The organism is Zoogloea sp. (assembly GCF_041914405.1).
GTDB lineage: Bacteria > Pseudomonadota > Gammaproteobacteria > Burkholderiales > Rhodocyclaceae > Zoogloea.
Genome location: NZ_JAYSDK010000003.1, coordinates 78,603 through 100,963, shown reverse-complemented (window position 1 = coordinate 100,963; position 22,361 = coordinate 78,603). Strand labels below are relative to the sequence as shown.

The following is a 22,361-nucleotide window of genomic DNA, read 5'->3' as shown; positions in this document are numbered from 1 at the left end:
CGGAGTGCAAGCTGGCCCGGCAAGGGCTAGATTTCGGGTATCGCAGCATCCCATCAAGACCCGACCATGGACGCCCCTCTCAACAGCCATGCCGCCCGGACCCTGGCCGATCCACGCTGGGCCGCGGTGCTGGCCCGCGACCCGACGGCCGACGGCCGCTTCTTCTATTCGGTGAAGAGCACCGGCGTGTATTGCCGTCCATCCTGCGGTTCGCGCCGGCCGCGCCCGGAAAACGTGGCCTTCCACGCCAGCGCGGCGGACGCCGAGGCCGCGGGCTTCCGCCCCTGCCGGCGCTGCCGGCCGGACCTGCCGCCCCTCGCCGAGCGCCAGGGCAGGCTCATCGCCGAGCTGTGCCGCTTCATCGAAAGCGCCGATCACGTGCCAAACCTGGACGAACTTGCCCGCCAGGCCCAGCTCAGCCCCTTCCACCTGCAGCGTCTTTTCAAGGCGAGGACCGGCCTCACCCCCCGCGCCTACGCCGCCGCGCTACGGGCCCGTCGCCTACGCGACGGCCTCGCCGCCAGCCCATCGGTCAGCGCCGCCCAGTACGACGCCGGCTACGCCTCCAGCGGACGCTTTTACGCCGACACCGACGCCGCGCTGGGCATGACGCCGAGCCAGTACCGGGCCGGTGGCGCCAACACCGAGATCCGCTTCGCGATCGGCCAGAGCGCCCTCGGCGCCCTCCTCGTTGCTGCCAGCCCGCACGGCGTCTGCGCGATCAGCCTCGGCGACGACGCAGACGCCCTCGCCCGCGAACTGCAGGACCGCTTCCCCCACGCCAAGTTGGTCGGCGACGACCCGGACTTCGCCGCACTGGTGGCCCAGGTGGCCGGCTTAGTCGAAAGCCCCGCCCAGGGCCTCGACCTGCCGCTGGACCTGCGCGGCACCGCCTTCCAGCTGCGCGTCTGGCACGCGCTGCGGGAGATCCCGGCCGGCAGCCGGCTGAGCTACACCGAGCTGGCCCACCGGCTCGGCCTGCCGCGGGCGGTGCGCGCCGTGGCCGGCGCCTGTGCCGCCAACACGCTGGCGGTGGCCGTGCCCTGCCATCGGGTGGTACGCAACGACGGCGGCCTGGCCGGCTACCGCTGGGGCGTCGAACGCAAGCAGGCCCTGCTCGAACGTGAAGCCCGACCATGACCCTCGATCTCTTCGCGGCGACCGACCCGTGCCAACCCATCGCCCCCGGCGCTGTGCTGCTGCACGCTTTCGCGCTGGCCGACGCGGAGGCTATCCTCGCCGACGTACAAGCCGTCACCGCCCGCGCACCGTTCCGCCGGATGTTCACACCGGGCGGCCAGCCGATGTCTGTAACGATGAGCAACTGCGGCAGCCTTGGCTGGATCAGCGACCGCCACGGCTACCGCTACGCGGCCGCCGACCCGGACAGTGGCCAGCCGTGGCCGCCGCTCTCTCCGCGCCTGCTGCGCCTCGCCGGCGCCGCGGCAGCGCAGGCGGGCTTCCCCGATTTCGTACCGGATGCCTGCCTGATCAACCGCTACGCGCCGGGCACCCGGATGTCCCTGCACCAGGACCGAGACGAGCAGGACTTCACCCAGCCCATCGTGTCCGTGTCCCTCGGCCTGCCGGTCACCTTCCTGTTCGGCGGCCTCGCCCGCAGCGACAAAGCCGCGCGCCTCACCTTGAGCCACGGCGACGTGCTGGTGTGGGGCGGCCCGGCGCGGCTGCGCTTCCACGGCGTGCTGCCGCTGCTGGACGGCCAGCACCCGGCCACCGGTGCGTGCCGCATCAACCTGACCTTCAGGAAGGCGGGCTGACGATGGGCCGGGTACGCCCTCCTGCTTCCCGTGGGGGCGAATTCATTCGCCCGCGGAGGTCCTGGAACCGACAGAGGGCGAATGAATTCGCCCCTACAGTCGAAACCATAGTCCAAACCATTGAATCAGCCCCTGAGCCAGGGATCTGAGCACCGAGCCCGCACCTACTCCACGGCTCCATCAAGGATCACGGCCATGCGTCTCTCCCTTCCCGCCTCCTTCCGGCCCGCCGACATTCTGGCCTTCCAGGCCCGCGACCCGCAGCAGCTGGCCGAGCGGATCGATGCCAACGGCTTTGCGAAGGGGCTTCTCTGGCACGGCGCGCCGGCCTGCCTGCGGGTCGCCTTCCAGCCCGGCCAGGTTGACGTGGAACTGGAGGTGGACGGCCCGCCAGCCAGCGCCGGGGCGGTTGCTGGCCTGGCCCGGCACGTCCTGGGCCTCGACCAGCCGGTGGACGCCTTCGAGGCGGCCCACCGCCACCATCCCCAGCTCGGCCCGCTGCTGGCTCACCACGCCGGACTGCGCGTGCCGCAAGCCGCGACGCCCTTCGAGGCACTCAGCTGGGCTGTCACCGGCCAGCAGATCAGCACCGCAGCGGCGATTTCCATACGCCGCCGGCTGATCGCCTGCGTCGGGGTCCGTCACAGCGGCGGCCTGGCCTGCTACCCGGACGCGGCGCAATTTGCCGCGCAGGACGAGGCTCACCTGCGCAGCGCCGGCCTGTCGCAAGCCAAGGCCGACACGCTGCTGAGGCTCGCCCGCCTAGTTGCCGACGGCAAGCTGCCGCTGGAGGCCTGGCTCACCACCACGCCCGCCGAGGAGATCCGCGAGCGCCTGCTGGCCATCCGCGGTATCGGCCCATGGACAGTGGATTACGCGTTGCTGCGCGGCTTCGCGCATCTGGATGGCTCGCTGCATGGCGACGCGGCGGTGCGCCGCGGCCTGCAGAAACTGCTGGGAAGGGAAGAAAAAGTCGGCGAGGCCGAAACCAAAACCTGGCTCGCCGACTTTGCGCCGTGGCGCGCACTGGCCGCGGCGCACCTGTGGGCGGCCGCGAAAGATACGTAAAAGCCTACTTGAACCCGACCGCCACCATCTTGCGGCGCAGGAAGGCGATCTGGGTCTGCAGCGGCAGCCCCTTGGGGCAGACATCGTGGCAGCCGAGCAGGGACATACAGCCGAACACGCCGGCGTCGTCGCCGATCAGTTCGTAGTAGTCCTCGTCGCTGCGCTCATCGCGGGGGTCGAGACGGAAACGGGCGATCTTGTTGAGGCCCACCGCGCCGACGAAGTCCTCGCGCATGCGCAGCGTGCCGCAGCCCGCCACGCAGCAACCGCATTCGATGCAACGGTCCAGCTCATAGATGGCCTCGGCCAGTTCCGGGGCCATCGGCGCCTCGACGGCAGTGAGGTCGGGCTCGGCCTGGCTGTGGATCCAGGTTTCCAGGCGCTCGGCGGTGCCGCGCATCCAGCTGCCGGTGTCCACCGACAGGTCGCCGATCAACGAGAACACCGGCAGCGGCGCCAGCGTGATCAGCGGCCCGAAGTCGCGGGTCAGGCTGCGGCAAGCCAGGCCCGGCCGACCGTCGATGAGCATGCCGCAGCTGCCGCAGATGCCGGCCCTGCAGACGAAGTCGAACTGCAGGGACGGATCGAGGGTGTCGCGGACTTCGTTGAGGGCGATGAACAGGGTCATGCCCTCCGCCTCCTCGACGCGGAAGTCCTGCCAGTGGGGCTCGATCCCTTCGCTCGGGCTGCTGCGCAGGATTCGCAAGGTCAGCTGACGGGACGTGTCAGTAGTCATGGCATCGTTCTCCACAGGGCACTCAGCCCCGATGCATGCGCCGGCTGTCATCGCGTAGTGGCCCCCAGCCGTCGGCGTGCTCGCCGGGCACCACGCTGATCTGGCTGCCCAGGTCACCCGTGAAGGTCGAGCACGGCACGCCGGGGCGACCGTCGATCAGCACCTGGCAGGCCGCGCAGGCGCCGGCGTGGCACATGAAGTTGTCGAGTCGGGTGGCCGGCAGGCTACCGCGCAGCTGGCGGATGGCCCTGAGCAGCGTCATGCCGTGGGTCTCGACCAGCGTGAAGGGATGCAGCCTGCCGTCCAGCAGGGGCAGGCGCAGCGTCAGCACGCGCATGCCGGGTTTGGGGGCATTCATGATGCGTCTCCCAGTCTTTCATTACGGCCCCGGAAACGCACCGGGACCAAGTGCTCGTAAGGCATCAGGGCTTGCTGCACGGTGTAACGGTCGGCATGCCCGAAGGCCTCGCGGATGGTGACAATTTCAGCTGCCCGCGCTGCCGTCGCGGGATGCTCGATGGCATCCCGCGCGCCATAGCCGCGCCAGCCGGGCGGCAGCTCCATGTGGCGCACATCGAGGGCCTCGTAGGCCAGGGTCGGCAGCGTCTGGAAGGGATCGTTCCAGCTGGCGAGAGTGCGCTTGAGCCAGTTGGTGTCGTCGCGGCGCGGATGGTCTTCCCGGTAATGGGCGCCACGGCTCTCGGTACGCTGGAGGGCGCCGTAGGCGACGCACAGGGCCAGCTTGAGCATCTTCTGCACCCGGTAGGCCGCCACCAGCTCCGGGTTACTGCCCGGCCGCCGGGTGGCAACGCCGATCCGGCGGCTGCGCTGGAGCAGCGCCTGAAGTTCGTCGACGGCCTCGGCCAGCAGGTCGCCGCGACGGAAGATACCGACCTTGTCGGTCATGATGTCCTGCATGCGCCGCCGGATCTCGGTGGCGCTCTCGCTGCCATTGCCCTGCAGCAAAGTGTCGAGCTTCGCCTGTTCGGCGGCGAGGAATTCCCGCACGAGAGCCGTCGACACCTGCAGCTCGCCCGCGGACGATTCCACGAAGTCGGCGATGTTTTCGCCGACGATCATGCCGGCCACCACCGTCTCGGCCACCGAGTTGCCGCCGAGCCGGTTGAAGCCGTGCAGATCCCAGCACGCGGCCTCACCGCAGGCGAACAGGCCGGCCAGACCATAGGCCTCGCCACGGGCGTCGGTACGGATGCCGCCCATCGAATAGTGCTGGGCCGGCCGCACCGGGATGAAGTCGCGGGCCGGATCGATGCCGAGAAAATGGCGGCAGATCTCCTTCACCTCGCGCAGGCGGCCATCGATATGGGCGGCGCCGAGCAGCGTGATGTCCAGCCAAAGGTGCTCACCAAAGCGGCTCGTCACCCCGTGGCCGGCGCGGATGTGCTCCTCCATGCGGCGGGACACCACGTCACGGGAAGCGAGCTCCTTCTTCTCCGGCTCGTAGTCGGGCATGAAGCGGTGGCCGGCGGCGTCCTTCAGCAGGCCGCCGTCACCACGGCAGCCTTCGGTAACAAGGATGCCGGCCGGGAAGATCGTGGTCGGGTGGAACTGCACCGCCTCCATGTTGCCGAGACAGGCCGCACCGGTTTCCAGCGCGATCGCCGCACCGATGCCCTCGTTGATCACCGCATTCGACGTGACCCGGTAGATGCGCCCGAAGCCGCCGGTGGCGATACAGGTGGCCTTCGCCACGTAGGCGACGAGCTCACCGGTCACCAGGTTGCGCACGATGGCACCGTGGCAGCGACCGCCTTCATGGATTAGCGCAATGGCCTCCATGCGCTCATGAACCGGGATGCCTTCGGCCACCGCCTTGTCACTGACCGCGTAGAGCATGGCATGGCCGGTGCCGTCGCTGACGTAGCAGGTGCGCCACTTCTTGGTACCGCCGAAGTCGCGGGCGGCGATCAGGCCGTGGGCCTCGGGCCGTTCGCTGAGCGTCACCCGGCGGCCGTCCATCACCACCTCCCGCTCGCCGGCGCGCACCCGGTTCCACGGCACGCCCCAGGCCGCCAGCTCGCGCACCGCCTGCGGCGCGGTATGCACGAAGAGACGCGCCACCGCCTGGTCGCAACCCCAGTCGGAGCCGCGCACGGTGTCCTCGAAATGCACGTCCTCGTTGTCGCCCTCGCCCTTGGCGGTGTTGCCGAGGCTGGCCTGCATGCCGCCCTGGGCCGCCGCCGAATGGGAACGCTTGGCCGGCACCAGGCTCAGGATGATCGCGTCGTGGCCACGACGCCTGGCGCCAACGGCCGCCCGCAGTCCGGCCAGTCCGCCGCCGATGACCAACACGTCGGTGTAGAGGATACGCATCTCAGCCTCCCCGCCGGACGGGCGCCATCGCCGGCGCCACGTTCATACCCGAGGCGACGTTGGCCGGCGTCCCGTCGCCGGACGGCACATAGCGCTCGCCGGCGCGGTCGGCATGGGCGATGCCCAGCCGTACATAGGCCAGCAGGCTGAGCAGGCCGAGCACGATGAAGAACAGGCTGAAGGCAGTCTTCAGCATGCGCAGGCGACGCCGCCCAGCCACCGGATCGCGGCCTGGCAGCCAGTCCCATTTCAGCGCCAGCCGGTACAGGCCAATGCTGCCGTGGATCTCCGCCGCGAACAGCAATATCAGGTACAGCGGCCACATGCTGCCGGTCCACACCCGGTCGGCAGATTCGTAAGGGCCGATCAGCTCCGGATGCACCAGCATGCCGTAGAGGTGGATGCTGGCCAGGAAGAACAGCGCGAAGCCGGTCCATAGCTGGATCCACCACAGGCCGGTGTCGTCGTGGCGCAGGCGCGCCCGGTGTTCGGCAAAGGCCCTGTACTGGCGGAAGTTGGCCGGGAACTTGCGCAGCGCCAGCCAGGCGTGCAGCACGAACACCACCAGCACCCCGCCGACCACGCAGGAGACGATCCACGGCTGCGGCGTGGCCAGGAAATAGGCCCCCTCGAAGAAGCGCGCCACGGTGTAGAAGGCCTCCTGGCTGATCAGGATGGACGACACGAAGAACATGTGGGCCACCAGGAACAATGCCAGGAACAGCCCGGAGACACTCTGCAACAGGTCCAGACGGGCCGGCCAACGGCTGCGCCGGCCGGGAGTGGGCACCGGAGTACGCACCAGCTGCAATGGAATATCAGACGCCAGGCTGCCAACAGGGGCAGGCAGCGCGCCACTTCGTTCGAGCATGCGGGTCATGGCAATGAACCTCGAAATGCCACTCCCTTTGCGGGGGGAGAATAACCGACCGGGTCAGACAAGAGGCGGATACCGGAGCGGGCGCCCCAATATCAACCCGGCATCTCAATCTAACACAACACTATTGCACTGCAGCATATGCCTCACACTCGATCGCTACCGTGACAAACCCCCGCTCCACCGACAAATGGCGCGGCAATGTCGCATACGCGCCACACTTGCCGGGGCCAAGTCCTTGATTCCTTTTGCTGCGGCGCATTGGCACAAAATCTGCCTGAAGGGGCACACCCTATTTGCGGAGCGCATCATGCCGAAACCGAAGAAGCACATCCTCGTCTGCGTCCAGGGCCGCCCGCCCGGCCACCCGCGCGGCTCCTGCCAGGAAAAGGGCTGCAACACCGTGTGGCAGGCCTTCCAGCAGGAATTCCAGCAACGCAACCTGTGGAACGAATTCCTGCTGACCAACACCGGTTGTCTCGGCCCCTGCCAGGCCGGCCCCAGCGTGCTGGTCTATCCGGACAACGTGATGTACAGCGGCGTGACGACTGCCGACGTGACCACCATCGTCGAGGAACACATCCTGCTCGACCAGCCGGTGGAACGCCTGAAGGCCCCCGAGGGGATCTGGTGATTCCTGCCGCCGGGCGCGGCGCGGGGTAAACTGGCGGGCCTCAGCACACCGGGCCTCACGCCATGCAGATCTGGATCGACGCCGACGCCTGTCCGGCGGTCGTCAAGGACATCGTCTTCCGCGCCGCCGAACGCCTGGAAATACCCACCATCCTGGTCGCCAACCGGATGTTGCGCACGCCTCCGTCGCGCTTCATCCGGGCCGTCCAAGTGCCCTCCGGCTTCGACGTGGCGGATGCCCACATCGTCAGCCAGGTCGAGACAGGTGATCTGGTCATCACCGCCGACATTCCGCTGGCCTCGGCGGTGCTCGAACGCCAGGCCCACGCGCTGAATCCACGCGGTGAGATGTACACCGCCGCCAACATCGCCGAACGCCTGTCGATGCGCAACTTCCTCGAGGAACTGCGCGGCGCTGGCGTGCAAACTGGGGGCCCGCCCGCCTTCAGCCAGGCTGACCGGCAGGCCTTCGGCGCCGCGCTGGACCGCTTCCTGGCCCGCGCAGCGCGCAACTGAACAACGGTCCGGACTCTCCCAGCCAGCTCAGGAAAGGCGCCCCGCGGAACGGGGCAAGCGCTAAGGCTACAGGAAGGACGAGGGGCCGAACTGTGGGGCTGACCCACTGCGGAAGAGAACACCTGTGGGGGCGAATTCATGCGCCCTTCATCCATTGATCAAGCTCCGCGGGCGAATGAATTCGCCCCTACAGGCTCCGGCCCAGCCTGGCGCAAGCTCGCTCGGTCCTCTCCCGCTCAACCCAGCTTCAGCGGGGCCGCACAACCGTCGTCGATGCCTTCGATCTCGATCTGAATGGTCGGATGCTGGATGTGGAAGCGCTCATCCAGTTCGTGGGCGAGCTTCGTAAAGAACGCATCACCGGGATGGCCGCCGGGCATCACCAGGTGCGCGGTGAGCGCCACGTCCGAGGTGCCTAGCGCCCACACGTGCAGGTCATGGACGCCACTCACGCCGGGCAGGCCGCGCAGCCAGGCATGCACCTCGAGCAGATCGATGCTGTCCGGCACGCCGTCGAAGACCAGGTGCAGGGACTGACGGAACAGGCCCCAGGTACCGAGCACGATGACCACCGCGATGGCCAGGCTGACCAGCGGATCGAGCCATTGCCAGCCGAAATGCAGGTACAACGCGCCGGCCGCGACCACGCCCAGGGACACCAGCGCGTCGGCCGCCATGTGCAGGAAGGCGCCGCGGATGTTGAGGTCGTCCTTGCTGCCGGACATGAACAGCGCCGCGGTGATGCCATTGACCACCACGCCGATGGCCGCCACCACGATGATCGTCCACCCGCCCACCGGCTCCGGCGCCTGCAGGCGTTGGGCGGCCTCCAGGGCCAGCGCTCCCATCGCGAACAGCAGCAGCATTGCATTGGCCAGCGCAGCCAGGATGGACGCGCGCTGCCAGCCGTAGGTGCGCTGGTGGGTCGGACGCAGGCGGCCGGCCAGCGCGGCGCCCCATGCGAGGATCAGGCCGGCGACGTCGGACAGGTTGTGGCCGGCATCGGCGAGCAGCGCCAGGGAGTCCGCGCTCCAGCCGTAGAAGGCCTCGACGAGGACAAAACCGACATTCAGGCAGATGCCGATCGCGAAGGCCCGATCATAGGAAACCGGGCCGTGATGATGGTGACCATGCCCGTGTCCATGGGCATGGCCGTGATGCGCCGCGTGCTCGTGATGGTGGTGATCGTGGCCGCAGGCGTGGTCGTCGTGGTGCGCGTGATCGTGATCGTGAGATGGGTGCTCGTTGCTCATCAGGCTTGCAGCATCAATTCATCCACGCTCTTGCGCACCGAGCGGGACCAGGGGACGGGGGATACACCGACCCGGCAGAAGAAGGTCAGCGCTTCTTCCCGGCCAAAACCGCCGATACGCTCGAACTCCTCCGCCAGCGCCGCGGCGCCGCGGCTGATCTCCGGCAGCGCCGAAAAGCTGCGGCCGGCGCGGGCATACCAACGGAAGATGAGCGGCGTCATCTCGGGCTGCAAGTGCAGGCCGACGGAGGTGGCGGTCAACCACAGGCGCTGCATCGCGATGCCACCGCGCACATAGTCCTCGACGCTCGTTGGCGGCCGCGTGGGGCGGATCAGCACGTGGGACGCGCAGGCCAGCGCCGGGATGAAGTCCAACTGGACCCGCGGCGCGATCGTACCGCCCAGGTACTTGTTGAAGAACTGGACCCGCCCCCAACTGCTCATCACCCACTCCATCAGGCGCGCGGTGAGGCTGTCCACGCCAACCGCCTGCTCAGGGATGCGGTCCTTGCTGTAGCGGCTGCGCCACTCGATGATTTCCTTGTGCACCGGAAAGGCTTCCGGGCAGGTCAGGCGCAAGTAGGCGTTGCGCCACAGCAGGCCGGCCACCCGGCGACGCTCGGCGAATGACTCGAAGAACTGCACGGCATAGCCGGCTCCCGGTGCGGCGGCCAGGGCCTGGCGCTGGGCATCGCTCAGCGGCGTTGTTCGCATCGGGCGGCGCTGCACCACGCGCGCCTCGATGAAAGGCAGCAAGGCATCCGCGGCCGGCACGGGCTGCTCCACCAGGCGTACGTCGAATACCGGCGCGCTGTCGTCGGAACCGGGACGCCGGCTCCAACTCGCCGCCAGCCCTTCACCACTGGCGGCGATGCGCAGCGTCTCCAGCAGCGCCCCATGGGCCATGTGGCTGGCGTGGCCGTCAAAGTCGTAGAGGCACCAGTCACGGGTGTCGTTGCCGTGCACGGCGATGTGGTCATCCGCCAGGATCTCGAAGCGCCACGGCTGGGTGTTGTCGCCGCTGGGCGCCCAGCGGGCCAGGTCGAGGATCTTCAACAGTATGTCGCGGCGGCTCATGGCTGCCCTCCTCGGGCACGTGCCGCCTCGCGCATCGCCCGCAGCTGGCGGCGGGCGATGGCGAGGCCGATACGCTGGATCGGGTTATTGTTGCCCCCGGGCCGCCAGGTCTTCACGTAGCGGTTGCGGTAGGCATCGAACTGGAAGCCCCAAGGCGCGCACAGCACCTCGCCGCGGCGCAACAGGATCTTCAGGGATTCGGTAGCGGTCACACCGGCACACAACTGGCAGGCGGCGATGGTGCTGGGGCCGCGGCGGGCAACGAAGTCGACCCGCGACGGATCGGCCAGGTAGGCCCGCTGCAACATGGCCGGCGACAGGCCGAGCAGGAAACGCACCGCCATCTCGTCCTCGTCGCAGCCGGCGAGGCGGAAATACTCCTCGAAGCTCATCCGCCCGGGCAGGAAGCTCAGCACCGCGGTACCCATGCCCAGCGGCGCCGCCGTCACCGCCGGCACGCCGAGCCGATGGCAGGCATTGAAGGTGTCGCGCCGGGCCGTGAATGCGAAGAAGTCGAGGCCGTCCACGTAGAGATCGACGCCAGCCAGGAATTCATCCAGGTTGCCGGCATTGACGCCTTCGCCGAACACCCGGATATCCACCTCCGGGTTGATGTCGCGGGCCATCTCGGCCATCACCTCGGCCTTCGGCCGGTCCAGCGTGGACATCATGGCGCCGGCCTGGCGGTTGAAATTCACCAGGTCGAAGGTATCCATGTCAGCCACATGGAAGGCCCCCACGCCCAGGCGGGCCAAGGTCAGCAGATGCACGCCGCCCACCCCGCCGACACCAGCGATGGCAATCCGCTTGCCGCGCAGCGCGGCTTGCTCGGCCTGGGTCACCCAGCCGATGTTGCGGGAGAAGGCTTCGTCGTAGTCAAAGGCACGGCTTGCCATGCTGTCTGTATCCCTCGGGGAGTGAAATCCTATGATACGACAGTTCGATGCACCCAATCCCCCACATCCACACCCAGGCTGGGTGCCACGATACGCCAAGCGCATGCCTACGTACTACAATCAAAACAGATGCCCATTCCCTTCAAGGAATCGGCACTTCCGGCCGTAAATGGGTATCGCCAGTAATCTTCAGACCTCAAGGGCCAACGCCATGTCGCTACTCGATCGCTTCAGCCTCGGTGAAGGATTCAGGAAGTACTTCGAGATCGCCACCGCCTTCGACGACGCCGCCCGTAACAACGTGTTCGGCATCCGGCACGAAGTGTATTGCGAGGAACTCGGCTTCGAGCCGGTTCGCCCGGACCGTCGAGAGACGGACGAATACGACCGGCACAGCCTGCACTGCCTGCTGCGCACGTCCACCGAGCCGCACACACTGGTGGGCTGCAACCGTCTGGTGATGGCCCGCCCCGAAGATCCGGACTACCCGCTGCCCTTCGAGCGCACCTGCGCCGCCACGCTGAACCGCTCCATCATCGATCCGGCCAAGGAGCCCCGCGGCGCCATCGCCGAAGTCTCGCGCCTCGCCGTGCGCGCCTACTACCGCCGACGCAAGGGCGAAACCAAGGCCGCGGTAGCGATCAGCGACGAGGATTTCGGCACCAAGGAACAGCCGCGTTTCCCGTACATCCCCATTGGCCTCTACCTCGGCGTGATCGCCCTCGCCAAGCACGAAGGCATCGAGACCCTGTTCGTCCTCACCGAGCCGCGGCTGGCGGAGCACTTCGCCAAGCTGGGCGTCAAGATCACCCAGATCGGCGGCCCGGTCGAGCACCGGGGCATCCGCGTGCCGTCGATGATGAACGTGGACAGCATCATCAAGGGTCTGCGTTTCTTCGTGAAGCCCATCTGGCGCGTCGTCGCCGAGGAAATCGAGGCCGGCTACGCCACCGGCCATCCGTCCTTCCGGCCGACCTGACCCCTCCCCCGCTCCGGGGATTCTCCAGCGGCACCGGGCTCCGGCGCTGGCCCGTCTCTTGCAAAGGACGAGTCAGCACCAACCAAACCCAAACTGTCCTAGGAGAATCCCTCATGAGCAAGATCGGTCTTTTTTACGGTAGCGAGACGGGCAACACCCGCAAGGTGGCCAAGTCCATCGTGAAAAAGCTCGGCGAAGATGTGGTCGAGCTGTTCAACGTGTCCAAGGCCACCGCCGACGACGTTGCCAAGTTCAGCTCCCTCATCCTGGCAACCCCGACCCTCGGCGACGGCGAGCTGGTGGACTCCTGGAAAGAGTTCTTCCCGACCTTCAAGGGCGTTGATCTGTCTGGGAAAACCGTCGCCATTTTCGGCTTCGGCGACCAGGACGCCTACGGCCACGAGTTCTGCGACGCGATGATCCTCCTGTACGACGCCGCCAAGGCCCAGGGCGCCACGATCATCGGCAGTTGGCCGACCGACGACTACGAGTTCTCCAAGTCCAAGTCCGTGGTGGACGGCGAATTCGTCGGTCTGGCCCTCGACAACGACAACCAGAAGGAACAGACCGAAGAGCGCGTCGACACCTGGCTGGATCAGATCAAGTCGGAACTGCTCGCCTGATGACCACGCCCGCCTCTGTCGTAAACACGACAAACAGCGGGCGGGTGTCAGGCATGTCACAGGCCGGGGGCGTCCCATGAGTGACGCCCCCGATACCTTTGGCGGCGCCCGCCTGATCTTCGCCCACAAGCATCCCACCAGCGCGCGGCTGCGCTTCGTGCGCTTCGAGCACGGCATGTGCGGCTTCACCCCATTCCCGGCCGCAGCCAGCCTGTGCCCGGACGAGGAGGCCCCCGAAACAGCGGTCGTCACGCTGCCCTCGGTCCATCTGGCGGAAGCCGAACGGCGCCTCGGCCTGCCCTCCGGCGGGCTCAAGATCGAACCGGAATTCCGCCATTGCGTGGATATCGGCGATGCCTGCGTCGAGGTCCACCTGGCCCTGTTCACCGCCATGGACCCGCCCTTCGAAGCGATTGCCGGCGCCGGCGGCCGCTTCGTGGCGATCACCGAAGCCCGCGGCTGCGCGCAGATCGAACTGGAACTGCTGCGCAAGGCCTACGAGGCCGTCCTCGGCGGCTGAGTCCTGCCCGCCGGCCCGCACGCCGCGAGCCGGCCCCATCAAGCGGCACGAGCCTTGAGGTGCGCAGCCAGCGCCGCAACCATCGTTGCCGCATGCAGGTCGAACCAGCCCGGCACCTGCTCGCGGATATAGGCTTTGGCCATCATCGTCGAGCCCTTCTCGACTCGCTCGCGGAAACGCCGCAGGTCGCCAAGCACGCGGCGGTGCTCGCCGGCATGCTCGCCCTCAGCAGGAAAGGCGCTGTCGCGCATCCAAGCCTCCTCGTTGGCGAAATGCGTCTCGGTGTGGGCGCACAGGGCCGCAAAAGCCGCCACGAAGGCCGCGCCGGTAGCCGCCCCAGCCGCATTCACCAACGCCACAAACTCACGGTGGGTCTCATCCATTTCCGCCAGGCCAAGCAGGTAGCGCTCGTCGGACCATTCCATCGCATTCTCCACGCAGATGCGCCGCCAGTCGGCGCTCTCCCATGGATCAGCGAAAAGCATGCCGGGCGTGGCACCGAACTTGCTGAGCTACCGCATCACCACCTGAAACCGGAGAAGATCCATGGAAGACATCGTCCAATACCAGCTCGGAGACGTGGTGTTCTGCCGCGAAGACCTGTTCAACGACGGCGGCCTGCCCGGTTACGAAGAAGGCGCCCTGATCGCTGCAGCCGGCACCCGCGGCGTGGTGGTCCAGTTCGGCCACGTGGAAGCCATGCCCAGCGAGGAGATCTACCTGGTGCGCTTCGAGGGTGAGGGCCAGGACCTCGGCCTGCCGATCGGCTGTCTGCCCGAGGAACTGACCCAGGACGAGGCCGAGGCGGCCAGCCTGCGCGCCGCCCACTGAGCGGAGCCGCCGCCGATGAAGATTGCCATTCCCGTCACCGGCGAGCAGCTCGTCGCCGGCCATGCCGGCCAGGCCCGCAACTGGCTGGTTTACGACTGCATCCCCGGCTCGCCACTGCCCGCCCCGAATGCCATCATGCTGGCCCGCGAGCAGGTCCTGCACCACTTCGAGGACGACGGCCCGCACCCGCTGGACGGTGTCGAGGTGGTCATCGCCGCCAGCGCCGGCGACGGCTTAGTGCGCCACATGGCGAAGCGCGGTGCCGAGGTGCTGCTGACCGGCGAACAGCAGCCCGACGCGGCGCTGGCGCGCATCCTGGCCGGCGAGGCGCTGCCCGATCCGCGCTTCGACATCACCACCACCCTCTGCAAACTCCGCGACCTATTCTCCCGGCATTGAACTCCCATGGGGCTGGCGGGTCTGTCACGTGCCTGCAACTACCGGGCCGTAGCCTGAGCCGGCCCCCATCCCAGGAGAACCCCATGTACCTGTCCCCGTCCGACATCCAGCAGACCCGACTGGCCACCCTCGACAACCTGCATGCGGCGTCCCGCGCGTGGGTCGAGGCCACCGAGAAGCTCGCCGACCTGGCCCTGCGCAACGGCCGCCAGCTCTTCGAAGAAGGCCGCAGCCATCTGGAGGAACTGGCCTCCCGCAGCGAGATCAAGCTCGATGCGCTGCCCATTGAACGCCTGTCCGACTGGCGCGCCGACTCCGCCAGCCTGGTCCGCGAGTACTTCGAGATCATCGGCGACGCGCATCAGTCCATCCTGCAACTGGCCCGCGACCAGGTCGCCGTCTTCGACCAGACCGTGAGCCGTCAGCTCGAACACGCCGCCCGCAGCGCCGACGCCAACGGCGAAGCCGCCATCGGCCACGTAAAGAAGGTGCTGCGCCAAGCCGAAGCCGGCTTCAACGAACTGGCCGACGCCGCCGCCCGCGGCGCCGATCTGGTGGAAGAGCAGGTCCGCCAGGTATCGGAAGCCCTGGGTGCCGACGACGCGGACGACAGCGAGGCCAGCGGCGAAACCGCCGTCGCAGCGCGCAGCCGTCGCAGCGGCGGCAACGCGGAATAAGCCGCTACCGCCGGCGGACCTGGCCGGTCTGTTGGCGGTAAAATCGGGATTCCCGGCGACGGGGCCAGGCGCCCCGCCGCCCGCCTTCACCACAGCCAGGAATCCCATGAGCACCGCTTCTCTCTACCAGGCCCGTTACGGCAGCGCCGACGTCGCCGTACCGTCCGCCGGTTCCCCGATCATCGATCACCTGCTGGCCCACCGCTCGGTGCGCGCCTACCTGCCCGACCCGGTCAGCGACGACACCCTTGCCGCGATCATTGCTGCAGCCCAGTCCGCCGCCAGTTCCTCCAACCTGCACGCCTGGAGCGTCGTGGCGGTCCGCGATCCGGCCCGCAAGGCCCGTCTGGCCGAGCTGGCCGGCGACCAGGAACACATCCGCCAGGCCCCGCTGCTGCTGGTGTGGCTGGCCGACCTGGCCCGCCTGGAGGCGGTCGCGCAGAAGCTCGGCGAAACCCCGGCCGCGCTGGATTACCTGGAAATGTTCGAAGTGGGCGTCATCGACGCCGCGCTGGCGGCGCAGAACGCCGTCACCGCCGCCGAATCCCTCGGCCTCGGCACCGTGTATATCGGCGCGATGCGCAACCGCCCGGAAGACGTGGCGGCCGAACTGCAACTGCCGCCGAAGGTCGTCGCAATGTTCGGCCTGTGCGTTGGCACACCCGACCCGCAGCAACCCGCCTCGGTCAAGCCGCGCCCGCTGCAGTCCGTCGTGCTGCACCAGGAAACCTATTCCCTGCCCGCCCAGCAGGCCGGCCTGGAGTACTACGACAGCGCGATGAGCGCCTTCTACACCAGCCAGGGCATGAAGGTGCGCGGCACCTGGTCCAACCATTCGACCAAGCGCGTCCGTGACGCCGGCTCCCTGTCCGGCCGCGACCGCCTGGTGGAAGCCCTCAGCAACCGGGGCTTCGCGCTGAAGTAGGCTCACGGAGCCGGGGGCGCACTTTCTCCTTCTGTGGGGGCGAATTCATTCGCCCGCGGATTTCGGTCAATCCGCTGAGGGCGAATAAATTCGCCCCCACGAGAATTCGCCCCACGGGGATATTTGCCCCCACAGGTATTTTTGCGCCGCCTGGCTTCAAAAGCAGCGAGGCCCGGGCATCTAGCCGGGCCTCGCTGCCAATCTCAAGCCGTCGTTCAGGCCGCCTTCTTCATCTGCTTCTGGTACAGGAACTCGAGGATCGCCCCACGGCATTCCGCAAAGTGCGGATCATGGGCCAGTTGCAGGCGGTCCCGCGGCTTCGCGAGCTTCACTTCGAGGATCTCGCCGATGGTCGCCGCCGGACCGTTGGTCATCATCACCACGCGGTCGGACAGCAGCACCGCTTCATCCACGTCGTGGGTCACCATCACCACGGTCGCGCCGGTCTTCTCCATCACGCCGATCAGCTCGTCCTGCAGGGATGCGCGGGTCAGCGCGTCGAGGGCGCCGAAGGGCTCGTCCATCAGCAGGATCTTGGGCTCCATCGCAAAGGCGCGGGCGATGCCGATGCGCTGCTTCATGCCGCCGGAGATCTCATGGGGCATCTTTTGCGCCGCATGGCTCATGTGCACCATCTCCAGCGCGGCATTGGTGCGCGCCTTGAGCTTGTCCTTGCCCTCCTTGGCGCCGAAGACGCGCTCGACGGCCAGATGGACGTTCTCGAAACAGGTCAACCAGGGCAGCAGGGAATGGTTCTGGAACACCACCGCGCGCTCCGGGCCGGGGCCGGCGATCTCGCGGCCGTTGCAGATCATCGCACCGGAGCTCGGCAGCGTGAGGCCGGCGATCAGGTTGAGCAGCGTCGATTTGCCGCAGCCCGAGTGGCCGATCAGGGATACCACCTCGCCCTGGCGGATCTGCAGATTGACGTTCTGCAGCGCGATGAAGCGACCCTTCTTGGTGTCGAAAGTCATGCCGACGTTTTCGACCTTGACGATTGCGTTCATGTGAGGACTCCTCGATCCGGGCCGGTTAGTTGTTGCCGTAGCTGAAGCGGCGGGCGATCAGTAGCAGGCATTGTTCGAGCACGAGGCCGACGATGCCGATCACGAAGATGGCGATGATGATGTGCTCGACCTTAAGGTTGTTCCATTCATCCCACACCCAGAAGCCGATGCCGACGCCGCCGGTGAGCATCTCGGCGGCCACGATGACCAGCCAGGCGGTGCCGATGGACAGGCGGATGCCGGTCAGCATGTAGGGCAGCACGGACGGGAAGAGGATCTTGGTGATGATCTTGAACTCGGACAGGTTCAGCACCCGCGCCACGTTCAGGTAGTCCTGCGGCACGCGCTGCACACCCTGGGCGGTGTTGAGGATCATCGGCCAGATGGAGCAGATGAAGATGGTCCAGGTGGAGGCCGGGTCGGCGGCCTTGAAGACCATCAGGCCGATCGGCAGCCAGGCCAGCGGCGAGACCGGGCGCAGGATGCTGATGATCGGCTCGAGCATGCTGTTCATGAAGGCGAAGCGGCCGATGATGAAGCCCATCGGGATACCCACCAGCGCCGCCACGCCGAAGCCGATGGCAACCCGCTTGAGGGACGACAGGATGTTCCAGCCGATGCCCTGGTCATTCGGGCCGTTCTGGTAGAAGGGATCGGAAAAAAGCGTGATGGCGGCATCGAGGGTCTTTGCCGGGCCGGGAAAATCGGCGGACTTCATCGCCACCATGGCCCACAGGCCGATGATGAAGGCAAAGCCGAGCAGCGGCGGCAGCACCACGCGCAGGAGGGCACTGCAACGCTCGCCGAAGGAGGCGGACGGTTCGCCCGCTTCGGCGGACGGGGCACGGGAAACGGAAGCGGTAGCCATGGGGGCCTCCTGCTTGGCAACGATGACATCGTCCCGCATCTCGGGACCGGCTTCGGTGTCCGGCCCGACAGTCACGAGGCCGGAGGTAAGGGTCGCAGTGCTCATCTGGGTCTCCAGGAATCTGCGGGGCTGAATCCCCGTGGGGGGGCGAATTCATTCGCCCGCGGATTTTGTTCAACCGGACAAGGGCGAATGAATTCGCCCCCACGGTCAGGCGTGGATCTTGAAGCTGGCGGCGTACTTCTTCGGGTCCTTGCCGTCCCACACCACCCCGTCGATCAGCTTGGAGGTACGGAAATCAGACTTCGGCACCGGCACGCCGACGATGCCGGCGGCCTGCTTGTAAAGCTCGGTCTTGTTGATCGCCTTGGCGATCCCCAGGTAATCCACGTCCTGCTTGAGCAGGCCCCAGCGGCGGTGCTGGGTGAGAAACCACATGCCGTCCGACAGGTAGGGGAAGTTCACCAGGCCGTCGTTGTAGAACTTCATGTAGTTCTTTTCGGACCAGCTCTTGCCGAGGCCGTTTTCGTACTGGCCGATCATGCGGCTGCGGATCACATCCACATCGGTATTCACGTAGCTCTTGGCGGCCACGGTTTCGGCGGTCTTGGCGCGGTTGGCAGCGCTGGCGTCGATCCACTTTGACGCTTCGAGGATCGCGCAGATCATCGCGCGGGCGGTGTTGGGGTACTTGGCCGCAAACTCGGCGGTGGAGCCCAGCACCTTTTCCGGGTGGTCGGTCCAGATGTCCTGGGTGGTCACCGCGGTGAAGCCGATCTTGTCCACGATCGCGCGCTGGTTCCACGGTTCGCCGACGCAGTAACCGTCCATGTTGCCGACGCGCATGTTGGCGACCATCTGCGGGGGCGGCACGACGATGTTCTTGACGTCCTTGAAGGGGTCAATGCCGTGGGCGGCCAGCCAGTAGTACAACCACATGGCGTGGGTGCCGGTCGGGAAGGTCTGGGCGAAGGTGTATTCCTTTTCCTTTTTGGCGATGACCTTGGCCAGCGAGGCGCCATCGACCGCGCCCTTTTCCTTCAGGCCGTTGGACAGGGTGATCGCCTGGCCGTTGTTGTTGAGGGTCATCAGCACCGCCATGTCCTTCTTCGGACCACCGATGCCCAGGTGCAGGCCGTAGATCAGGCCATACAACACGTGGGCCGCATGCAGCTCACCGTTGGCCAGCTTGTCGCGCACGCCAGCCCAGGAGGCTTCCTTGCTCGGGGTGATCTTGATGCCGTACTTCTTGTCGAAGCCCATCACCGACGCCATCACCACGGAGGAACAGTCAGTCAGCGGGATGAAACCGATCTTCACCTCTTCCAGTTCCGGCTTGTCGGAACCTGCGGCCCATGCGCTGCTCGTCGGGAGCATCGTTCCCATCGCTGCCATACCTCCAATAGTCGCGCCGGCCTTCAGAAAGCCACGGCGGGAAAGAATCTTGTCGTCGAATTGCGCGCTCATCACATGCCCCTGATCCGCTTACCCAAAAAAAGAGGCGTCACATCACTCCACGCACTTCGCGTAAGAGGGATGGACGCCTTTGTCCAAGTCTGATCGCCTGATCAAGCCGGCCCGCCGTTGGACCGACTTTGATTACGACTTAGCGAGGAGCGTGCCAACAACAGCAAGACATTGAATATAAACAAAAAACACAAAAATGAGATAGACATACCCCCTAAGAGGTACGAGAAACACACTCCAGATATGCACTTCTGCAGTGCAGCAACATGCCTGCCGGCACCATTCCGGCCCATATCCGGAAAAAACCTTGAAGCGGAAAACAAAAAGGGCGGTAACGCCTTCGCGCCACCGCCCCATCTGAGCTCCCATCAATCCGGAGACTACCTCTTTCAGAGTAGTAGATTGGCCATATCGATCACATCCTGGGCCACGTCCGCCACCTTTCGGCCACGCTCCATCGCCAGCTTGCGCAGCGCGTGATAGGCGGCATCCTCGTCGAGTCCACGGGCCTTCATCAACACGCCCTTGGCCTTGTCCACGACGATACGCTCGCTCAGCTTGCGGGTCGCGTCGTCCCGCTCGGCGCGCAAGTGCTGGAACGCCTCAAACTGGGCGATCGCCACTTCGACCAGGGAATCGAGCCGCTCGGAAGACACGGAATCCACGACGTACGAAGACACGCCGGCCTTTACGGCACGGCGGATCGCCGCCGAATCCGAGTCCTGCGAGAAAAGCAGCACCGGGCGCGGACAGTCCCGGTTCATGATGGCCAGATGCTCGAGGGTATCCCGGCTGGGCGAGTCAGCCTGGATGAAGATCACGTCCGGCTTGGTCGCCAGGACCTGCTCGGACAGGTCGAAGGCATTGGACAGCACCGCCGCAACCTGGTGGCCAGCCAGCGCCACCGCAGCACAGACGTCGGCGGCACGCTCGCGGGAAGAATCGACAACGAGCACTCGAAGCATGGAACAGCTCCCCTGGAAAGACATGGCACCTTAAAGCATAAAGTGCGCCAGAGACAAATAAACCTGCTCCCATTTTGAGGAAAGCATCAGGATGGAGAAACCTGTGGATGGCGGGGAAAAGGCTTGTGGGGCCGAGTGCATGTGGGGGCGAATGAATTCGCCCCCACACCTTTGGTCCCCCCCCCGGCACCCCACCCCCCCGGCACCCCGGCACCCCGGCACCCCCAGTATGGCGGTTTCGGCGTCAGGCCGCCTGCGCGTGGGCTCCACCCTGCATCAGACAATCGAGGATAAGCACCGAGACGTCGTCGGCGGCGGACTGGCGGCCCAGGTGGCGGGTCAGCGCCTCCCGCAGGCCCGCCACCCGCGACGGACGGGGTGTCGCGCGCAGGGTCTGCTCCAGGCCCGCCATGCCGAACTGCACGCCCAGGCGGTTCTCGGCCTCCGTCAAGCCGTCCGAGCAGAGCACGATCTGGGAGGGCGCATCCCAACCAAAAGCCTCGCAGGCGATGCCCGCTTCAGCGGAGGGCAGGATGCCGAGGGGCAGCTGGCGCGACACGAAACGCTGGGCCACCGTGCCGGCCTCGTCGATCAGCAGCACGTCCGGCACGCCACCGACCCAGATCTGCCCGACCGGCTGGGCGGCCTCCAGCCTGACCAGGGCCGAGGCGACGAAGCGCCCGGCGGGCAACAGGCCGCAAAGCAGGTCATTGAGCTCGGTCACCAGATTCGTCAGCGGCGCATTGCGGGCGGCCCCCCGGTAGAAGGCGCCCAGCGCTGGCAGCACGCTGACCGCGGCGGCCAGGCCGTGCCCTGTGGCGTCGGCCAGCATCGCGTACAGGGAGCCGTCCGGCGCCCGTGCCACGGCCACCACGTCGCCGGAGAAGTTGCGCGCCGGCAGCACCGCGTACTGCACCGCGCTGTCGTGCAGCCAGTCGCTGCGGATCTGGCGCTCCATGATGCTCATCGCCAGTTCCTGCTCGCGCTCCGACTCGTCGTGGTAGCGCTGCAGGCGCGCCGCGTCCTCGGCCAGCTGGCGCTGGATGCGCCGCGCCTCGGAGACGTCGCGGACGACGCCGATGAACATGCGCCGGTTGGGCAGCTGGAGATCGGACATGCCGACCTCCATCGGGAAGGTCGTGCCGTCCTTGCGCCGCCCGAGCATCTCGCGGATCTGGCCGCCAGCCTTCATCTGCCCGGACGACAACAGGCCGGGAATGGAAAGCTCGGAGGCGCCGAAATCGCCGTCGGACATCAGCATGCCGAGGGGCTGGCCGATCATCTCCGACGAGGGATAGCCGAAGATCTGGCTGGCGGCCCGATTGACCGACAGGATGCGGCCGCTGTCGTCCGCGGAGATGATGCCGTCGATGACGCCGTTGGCCACCGCCCGGACCTGCTCCAGGGAACTCGCCAGACGCCGCTGCATGTCGAGCAGGCGGCGCAAGGCCTTGAAGCGCGCGGCGAAGACCGGGAAGGACAAGGGTTTGGCCAGGTAGTCGTCGGCGCCGATGTCGAGGCCGTGAACGATGTCGCCCTCGCCGCTCAAGGCGGAGAGGATGATCACCGGCACCCAGCGGTCGCCGGCGATGCTGCGGATCTGGCGGATCGCCTCGAAGCCGTCCATGCGCGGCATCATCAGGTCCATCAGCACCACGTCGGGGGATTCGCGCCGGAACAGCTCTACCGCCTCGACGCCGTCCTCGGCATAGATCGGAACGCAGTTCAGGTGGGCCAGGAAAGTGCCAACGATGCTCCGGTTAGACGCGATGTCATCCGCAACCAGCACGCGCAACGGTTTTTCTGCCATTACAGGGTCTCTGCAGTTGGCGGGGGCGCCCCCCACAAAAGGGGCGCCCCCCCCATGAAAACAAAAGGTGTAATAGACCCGGGAGTGGCAGGGGGCCACCGCACCCCCCCCCGGTTGGCCCCG

25 protein-coding genes are annotated in these 22,361 nt (G+C 66.9%); 12 read left to right on the top strand and 13 right to left on the bottom strand.

Translation table 11 applies throughout. The annotated features are described in order from the left end of the window. Positions 1-66: 66 nt before the first annotated feature. The 3 genes from ada (at position 67) to ACE3RX_RS02795 (ending at position 2,846) form a co-directional block, all read left to right on the top strand. On the top strand, positions 67-1,140 hold the full coding sequence (gene ada / locus ACE3RX_RS02805) for a bifunctional DNA-binding transcriptional regulator/O6-methylguanine-DNA methyltransferase Ada (protein ID WP_374480093.1): 1,074 nt from the start codon (positions 67-69) through the stop codon (positions 1,138-1,140). Next, positions 1,137-1,778, top strand: a complete 642-nt coding sequence (gene alkB / locus ACE3RX_RS02800) for a DNA oxidative demethylase AlkB (protein WP_374480091.1) — start codon at positions 1,137-1,139, stop codon at positions 1,776-1,778. The genes ada and alkB overlap by 4 nt, the downstream gene beginning before the upstream one ends. 195 nt (positions 1,779-1,973) lie before the next feature. Further along, positions 1,974-2,846, top strand: a complete 873-nt coding sequence (locus ACE3RX_RS02795) for a DNA-3-methyladenine glycosylase (RefSeq protein WP_374480089.1) — start codon at positions 1,974-1,976, stop codon at positions 2,844-2,846. Positions 2,847-2,850: 4 nt separating this feature from the next. Here the strand turns inward: ACE3RX_RS02795 and ACE3RX_RS02790 are convergent, their stop codons facing one another. From ACE3RX_RS02790 to ACE3RX_RS02775, 4 genes are read right to left on the bottom strand one after another with little or no spacing between them, the layout of a single operon-like run. Then, positions 2,851-3,582, bottom strand: a complete 732-nt coding sequence (locus ACE3RX_RS02790; protein WP_374480087.1) for a fumarate reductase iron-sulfur subunit — start codon at positions 3,580-3,582, stop codon at positions 2,851-2,853. Positions 3,583-3,604: 22 nt separating this feature from the next. Next, complete coding sequence (locus ACE3RX_RS02785) at positions 3,605-3,940, bottom strand: 2Fe-2S iron-sulfur cluster-binding protein (RefSeq protein ID WP_374480085.1); 336 nt, start codon at positions 3,938-3,940, stop codon at positions 3,605-3,607. Then, entirely contained in the window at positions 3,937-5,916 is a 1,980-nt protein-coding gene (locus ACE3RX_RS02780) for a fumarate reductase flavoprotein subunit (protein WP_374480083.1), read from the bottom strand. The genes ACE3RX_RS02785 and ACE3RX_RS02780 overlap by 4 nt, the downstream gene beginning before the upstream one ends. A gap of 1 nt (position 5,917) precedes the next feature. Further along, positions 5,918-6,796 (bottom strand): fumarate reductase cytochrome b subunit, encoded by an 879-nt coding sequence (locus ACE3RX_RS02775; RefSeq protein WP_374480081.1) that lies wholly within the window; start codon positions 6,794-6,796, stop codon positions 5,918-5,920. 307 nt (positions 6,797-7,103) lie between these two features. Between ACE3RX_RS02775 and ACE3RX_RS02770 the strand changes: the two genes are divergently transcribed. Next, positions 7,104-7,427, top strand: a complete 324-nt coding sequence (locus ACE3RX_RS02770) for a ferredoxin (protein WP_374480079.1) — start codon at positions 7,104-7,106, stop codon at positions 7,425-7,427. A gap of 62 nt (positions 7,428-7,489) precedes the next feature. Continuing rightward, positions 7,490-7,942, top strand: a complete 453-nt coding sequence (locus ACE3RX_RS02765) for a YaiI/YqxD family protein (RefSeq protein ID WP_374480077.1) — start codon at positions 7,490-7,492, stop codon at positions 7,940-7,942. A 236-nt stretch (positions 7,943-8,178) separates the two neighbouring features. Here the strand turns inward: ACE3RX_RS02765 and ACE3RX_RS02760 are convergent, their stop codons facing one another. The 3 genes from ACE3RX_RS02760 to ACE3RX_RS02750 are packed head-to-tail and all read right to left on the bottom strand — an operon-like array spanning position 8,179 to position 11,167. Continuing rightward, entirely contained in the window at positions 8,179-9,195 is a 1,017-nt protein-coding gene (locus ACE3RX_RS02760; RefSeq protein ID WP_374480075.1) for a cation diffusion facilitator family transporter, read from the bottom strand. After that, positions 9,195-10,271, bottom strand: a complete 1,077-nt coding sequence (locus tag ACE3RX_RS02755) for a molybdopterin biosynthesis protein MoeY (protein WP_374480073.1) — start codon at positions 10,269-10,271, stop codon at positions 9,195-9,197. Before ACE3RX_RS02755 ends, ACE3RX_RS02760 begins: the two co-directional genes overlap by 1 nt. Then, positions 10,268-11,167, bottom strand: a complete 900-nt coding sequence (locus ACE3RX_RS02750) for a ThiF family adenylyltransferase (RefSeq protein WP_374480071.1) — start codon at positions 11,165-11,167, stop codon at positions 10,268-10,270. Before ACE3RX_RS02750 ends, ACE3RX_RS02755 begins: the two co-directional genes overlap by 4 nt. Before the next feature lie 211 nt (positions 11,168-11,378). On the opposite strand from ACE3RX_RS02750, the gene ACE3RX_RS02745 reads away from it, so the two are divergent. The 3 genes from ACE3RX_RS02745 to ACE3RX_RS02735 all read left to right on the top strand — a co-directional run bounded on the left by ACE3RX_RS02745 (position 11,379) and on the right by ACE3RX_RS02735 (position 13,289). Beyond that, on the top strand, positions 11,379-12,146 hold the full coding sequence (locus ACE3RX_RS02745) for a PEP-CTERM/exosortase system-associated acyltransferase (RefSeq protein ID WP_374480069.1): 768 nt from the start codon (positions 11,379-11,381) through the stop codon (positions 12,144-12,146). A gap of 113 nt (positions 12,147-12,259) precedes the next feature. Beyond that, positions 12,260-12,769: a flavodoxin gene (locus tag ACE3RX_RS02740; protein WP_374480067.1), complete on the top strand. Its 510-nt coding sequence runs from the start codon at positions 12,260-12,262 to the stop codon at positions 12,767-12,769. A 76-nt stretch (positions 12,770-12,845) separates the two neighbouring features. Continuing rightward, complete coding sequence (locus ACE3RX_RS02735; protein WP_374480065.1) at positions 12,846-13,289, top strand: hypothetical protein; 444 nt, start codon at positions 12,846-12,848, stop codon at positions 13,287-13,289. Positions 13,290-13,327: 38 nt separating this feature from the next. Here ACE3RX_RS02735 and ACE3RX_RS02730 read toward each other — a convergent pair whose 3' ends face one another. Continuing rightward, positions 13,328-13,714 (bottom strand): bacteriohemerythrin, encoded by a 387-nt coding sequence (locus ACE3RX_RS02730; protein ID WP_374480063.1) that lies wholly within the window; start codon positions 13,712-13,714, stop codon positions 13,328-13,330. Between the two features lie 121 nt (positions 13,715-13,835). Here ACE3RX_RS02730 and ACE3RX_RS02725 point away from each other — a divergent pair, with 121 nt between their 5' ends. The 4 genes from ACE3RX_RS02725 (at position 13,836) to ACE3RX_RS02710 (ending at position 16,121) form a co-directional block, all read left to right on the top strand. Continuing rightward, complete coding sequence (locus tag ACE3RX_RS02725) at positions 13,836-14,120, top strand: nitrogen fixation protein NifZ (RefSeq protein WP_374480061.1); 285 nt, start codon at positions 13,836-13,838, stop codon at positions 14,118-14,120. A 15-nt stretch (positions 14,121-14,135) separates the two neighbouring features. Next, a complete protein-coding gene (locus ACE3RX_RS02720; RefSeq protein WP_374480059.1) occupies positions 14,136-14,519 on the top strand; it encodes a NifB/NifX family molybdenum-iron cluster-binding protein in 384 nt (127 codons plus the stop codon). A gap of 83 nt (positions 14,520-14,602) precedes the next feature. Beyond that, positions 14,603-15,196: a hypothetical protein gene (locus ACE3RX_RS02715; RefSeq protein WP_374480057.1), complete on the top strand. Its 594-nt coding sequence runs from the start codon at positions 14,603-14,605 to the stop codon at positions 15,194-15,196. 106 nt (positions 15,197-15,302) lie between these two features. After that, entirely contained in the window at positions 15,303-16,121 is an 819-nt protein-coding gene (locus ACE3RX_RS02710; protein WP_374480055.1) for an NADPH-dependent oxidoreductase, read from the top strand. Between the two features lie 215 nt (positions 16,122-16,336). On the opposite strand, the gene ACE3RX_RS02705 is transcribed toward ACE3RX_RS02710, so the two are convergent. The 5 genes from ACE3RX_RS02705 to ACE3RX_RS02685 all read right to left on the bottom strand — a co-directional run bounded on the left by ACE3RX_RS02705 (position 16,337) and on the right by ACE3RX_RS02685 (position 22,238). Continuing rightward, entirely contained in the window at positions 16,337-17,128 is a 792-nt protein-coding gene (locus ACE3RX_RS02705) for an ABC transporter ATP-binding protein (RefSeq protein ID WP_374480053.1), read from the bottom strand. Between the two features lie 25 nt (positions 17,129-17,153). Next, entirely contained in the window at positions 17,154-18,035 is an 882-nt protein-coding gene (gene ntrB / locus ACE3RX_RS02700) for a nitrate ABC transporter permease (RefSeq protein WP_374480296.1), read from the bottom strand. Between the two features lie 171 nt (positions 18,036-18,206). Continuing rightward, a complete protein-coding gene (locus ACE3RX_RS02695; RefSeq protein WP_374480051.1) occupies positions 18,207-19,463 on the bottom strand; it encodes an ABC transporter substrate-binding protein in 1,257 nt (418 codons plus the stop codon). Between the two features lie 389 nt (positions 19,464-19,852). Then, positions 19,853-20,428 (bottom strand): ANTAR domain-containing response regulator, encoded by a 576-nt coding sequence (locus tag ACE3RX_RS02690; RefSeq protein ID WP_374480049.1) that lies wholly within the window; start codon positions 20,426-20,428, stop codon positions 19,853-19,855. A gap of 244 nt (positions 20,429-20,672) precedes the next feature. Next, a complete protein-coding gene (locus ACE3RX_RS02685) occupies positions 20,673-22,238 on the bottom strand; it encodes a SpoIIE family protein phosphatase (RefSeq protein ID WP_374480047.1) in 1,566 nt (521 codons plus the stop codon). Between the last annotated feature and the right edge of the window lie 123 nt (positions 22,239-22,361).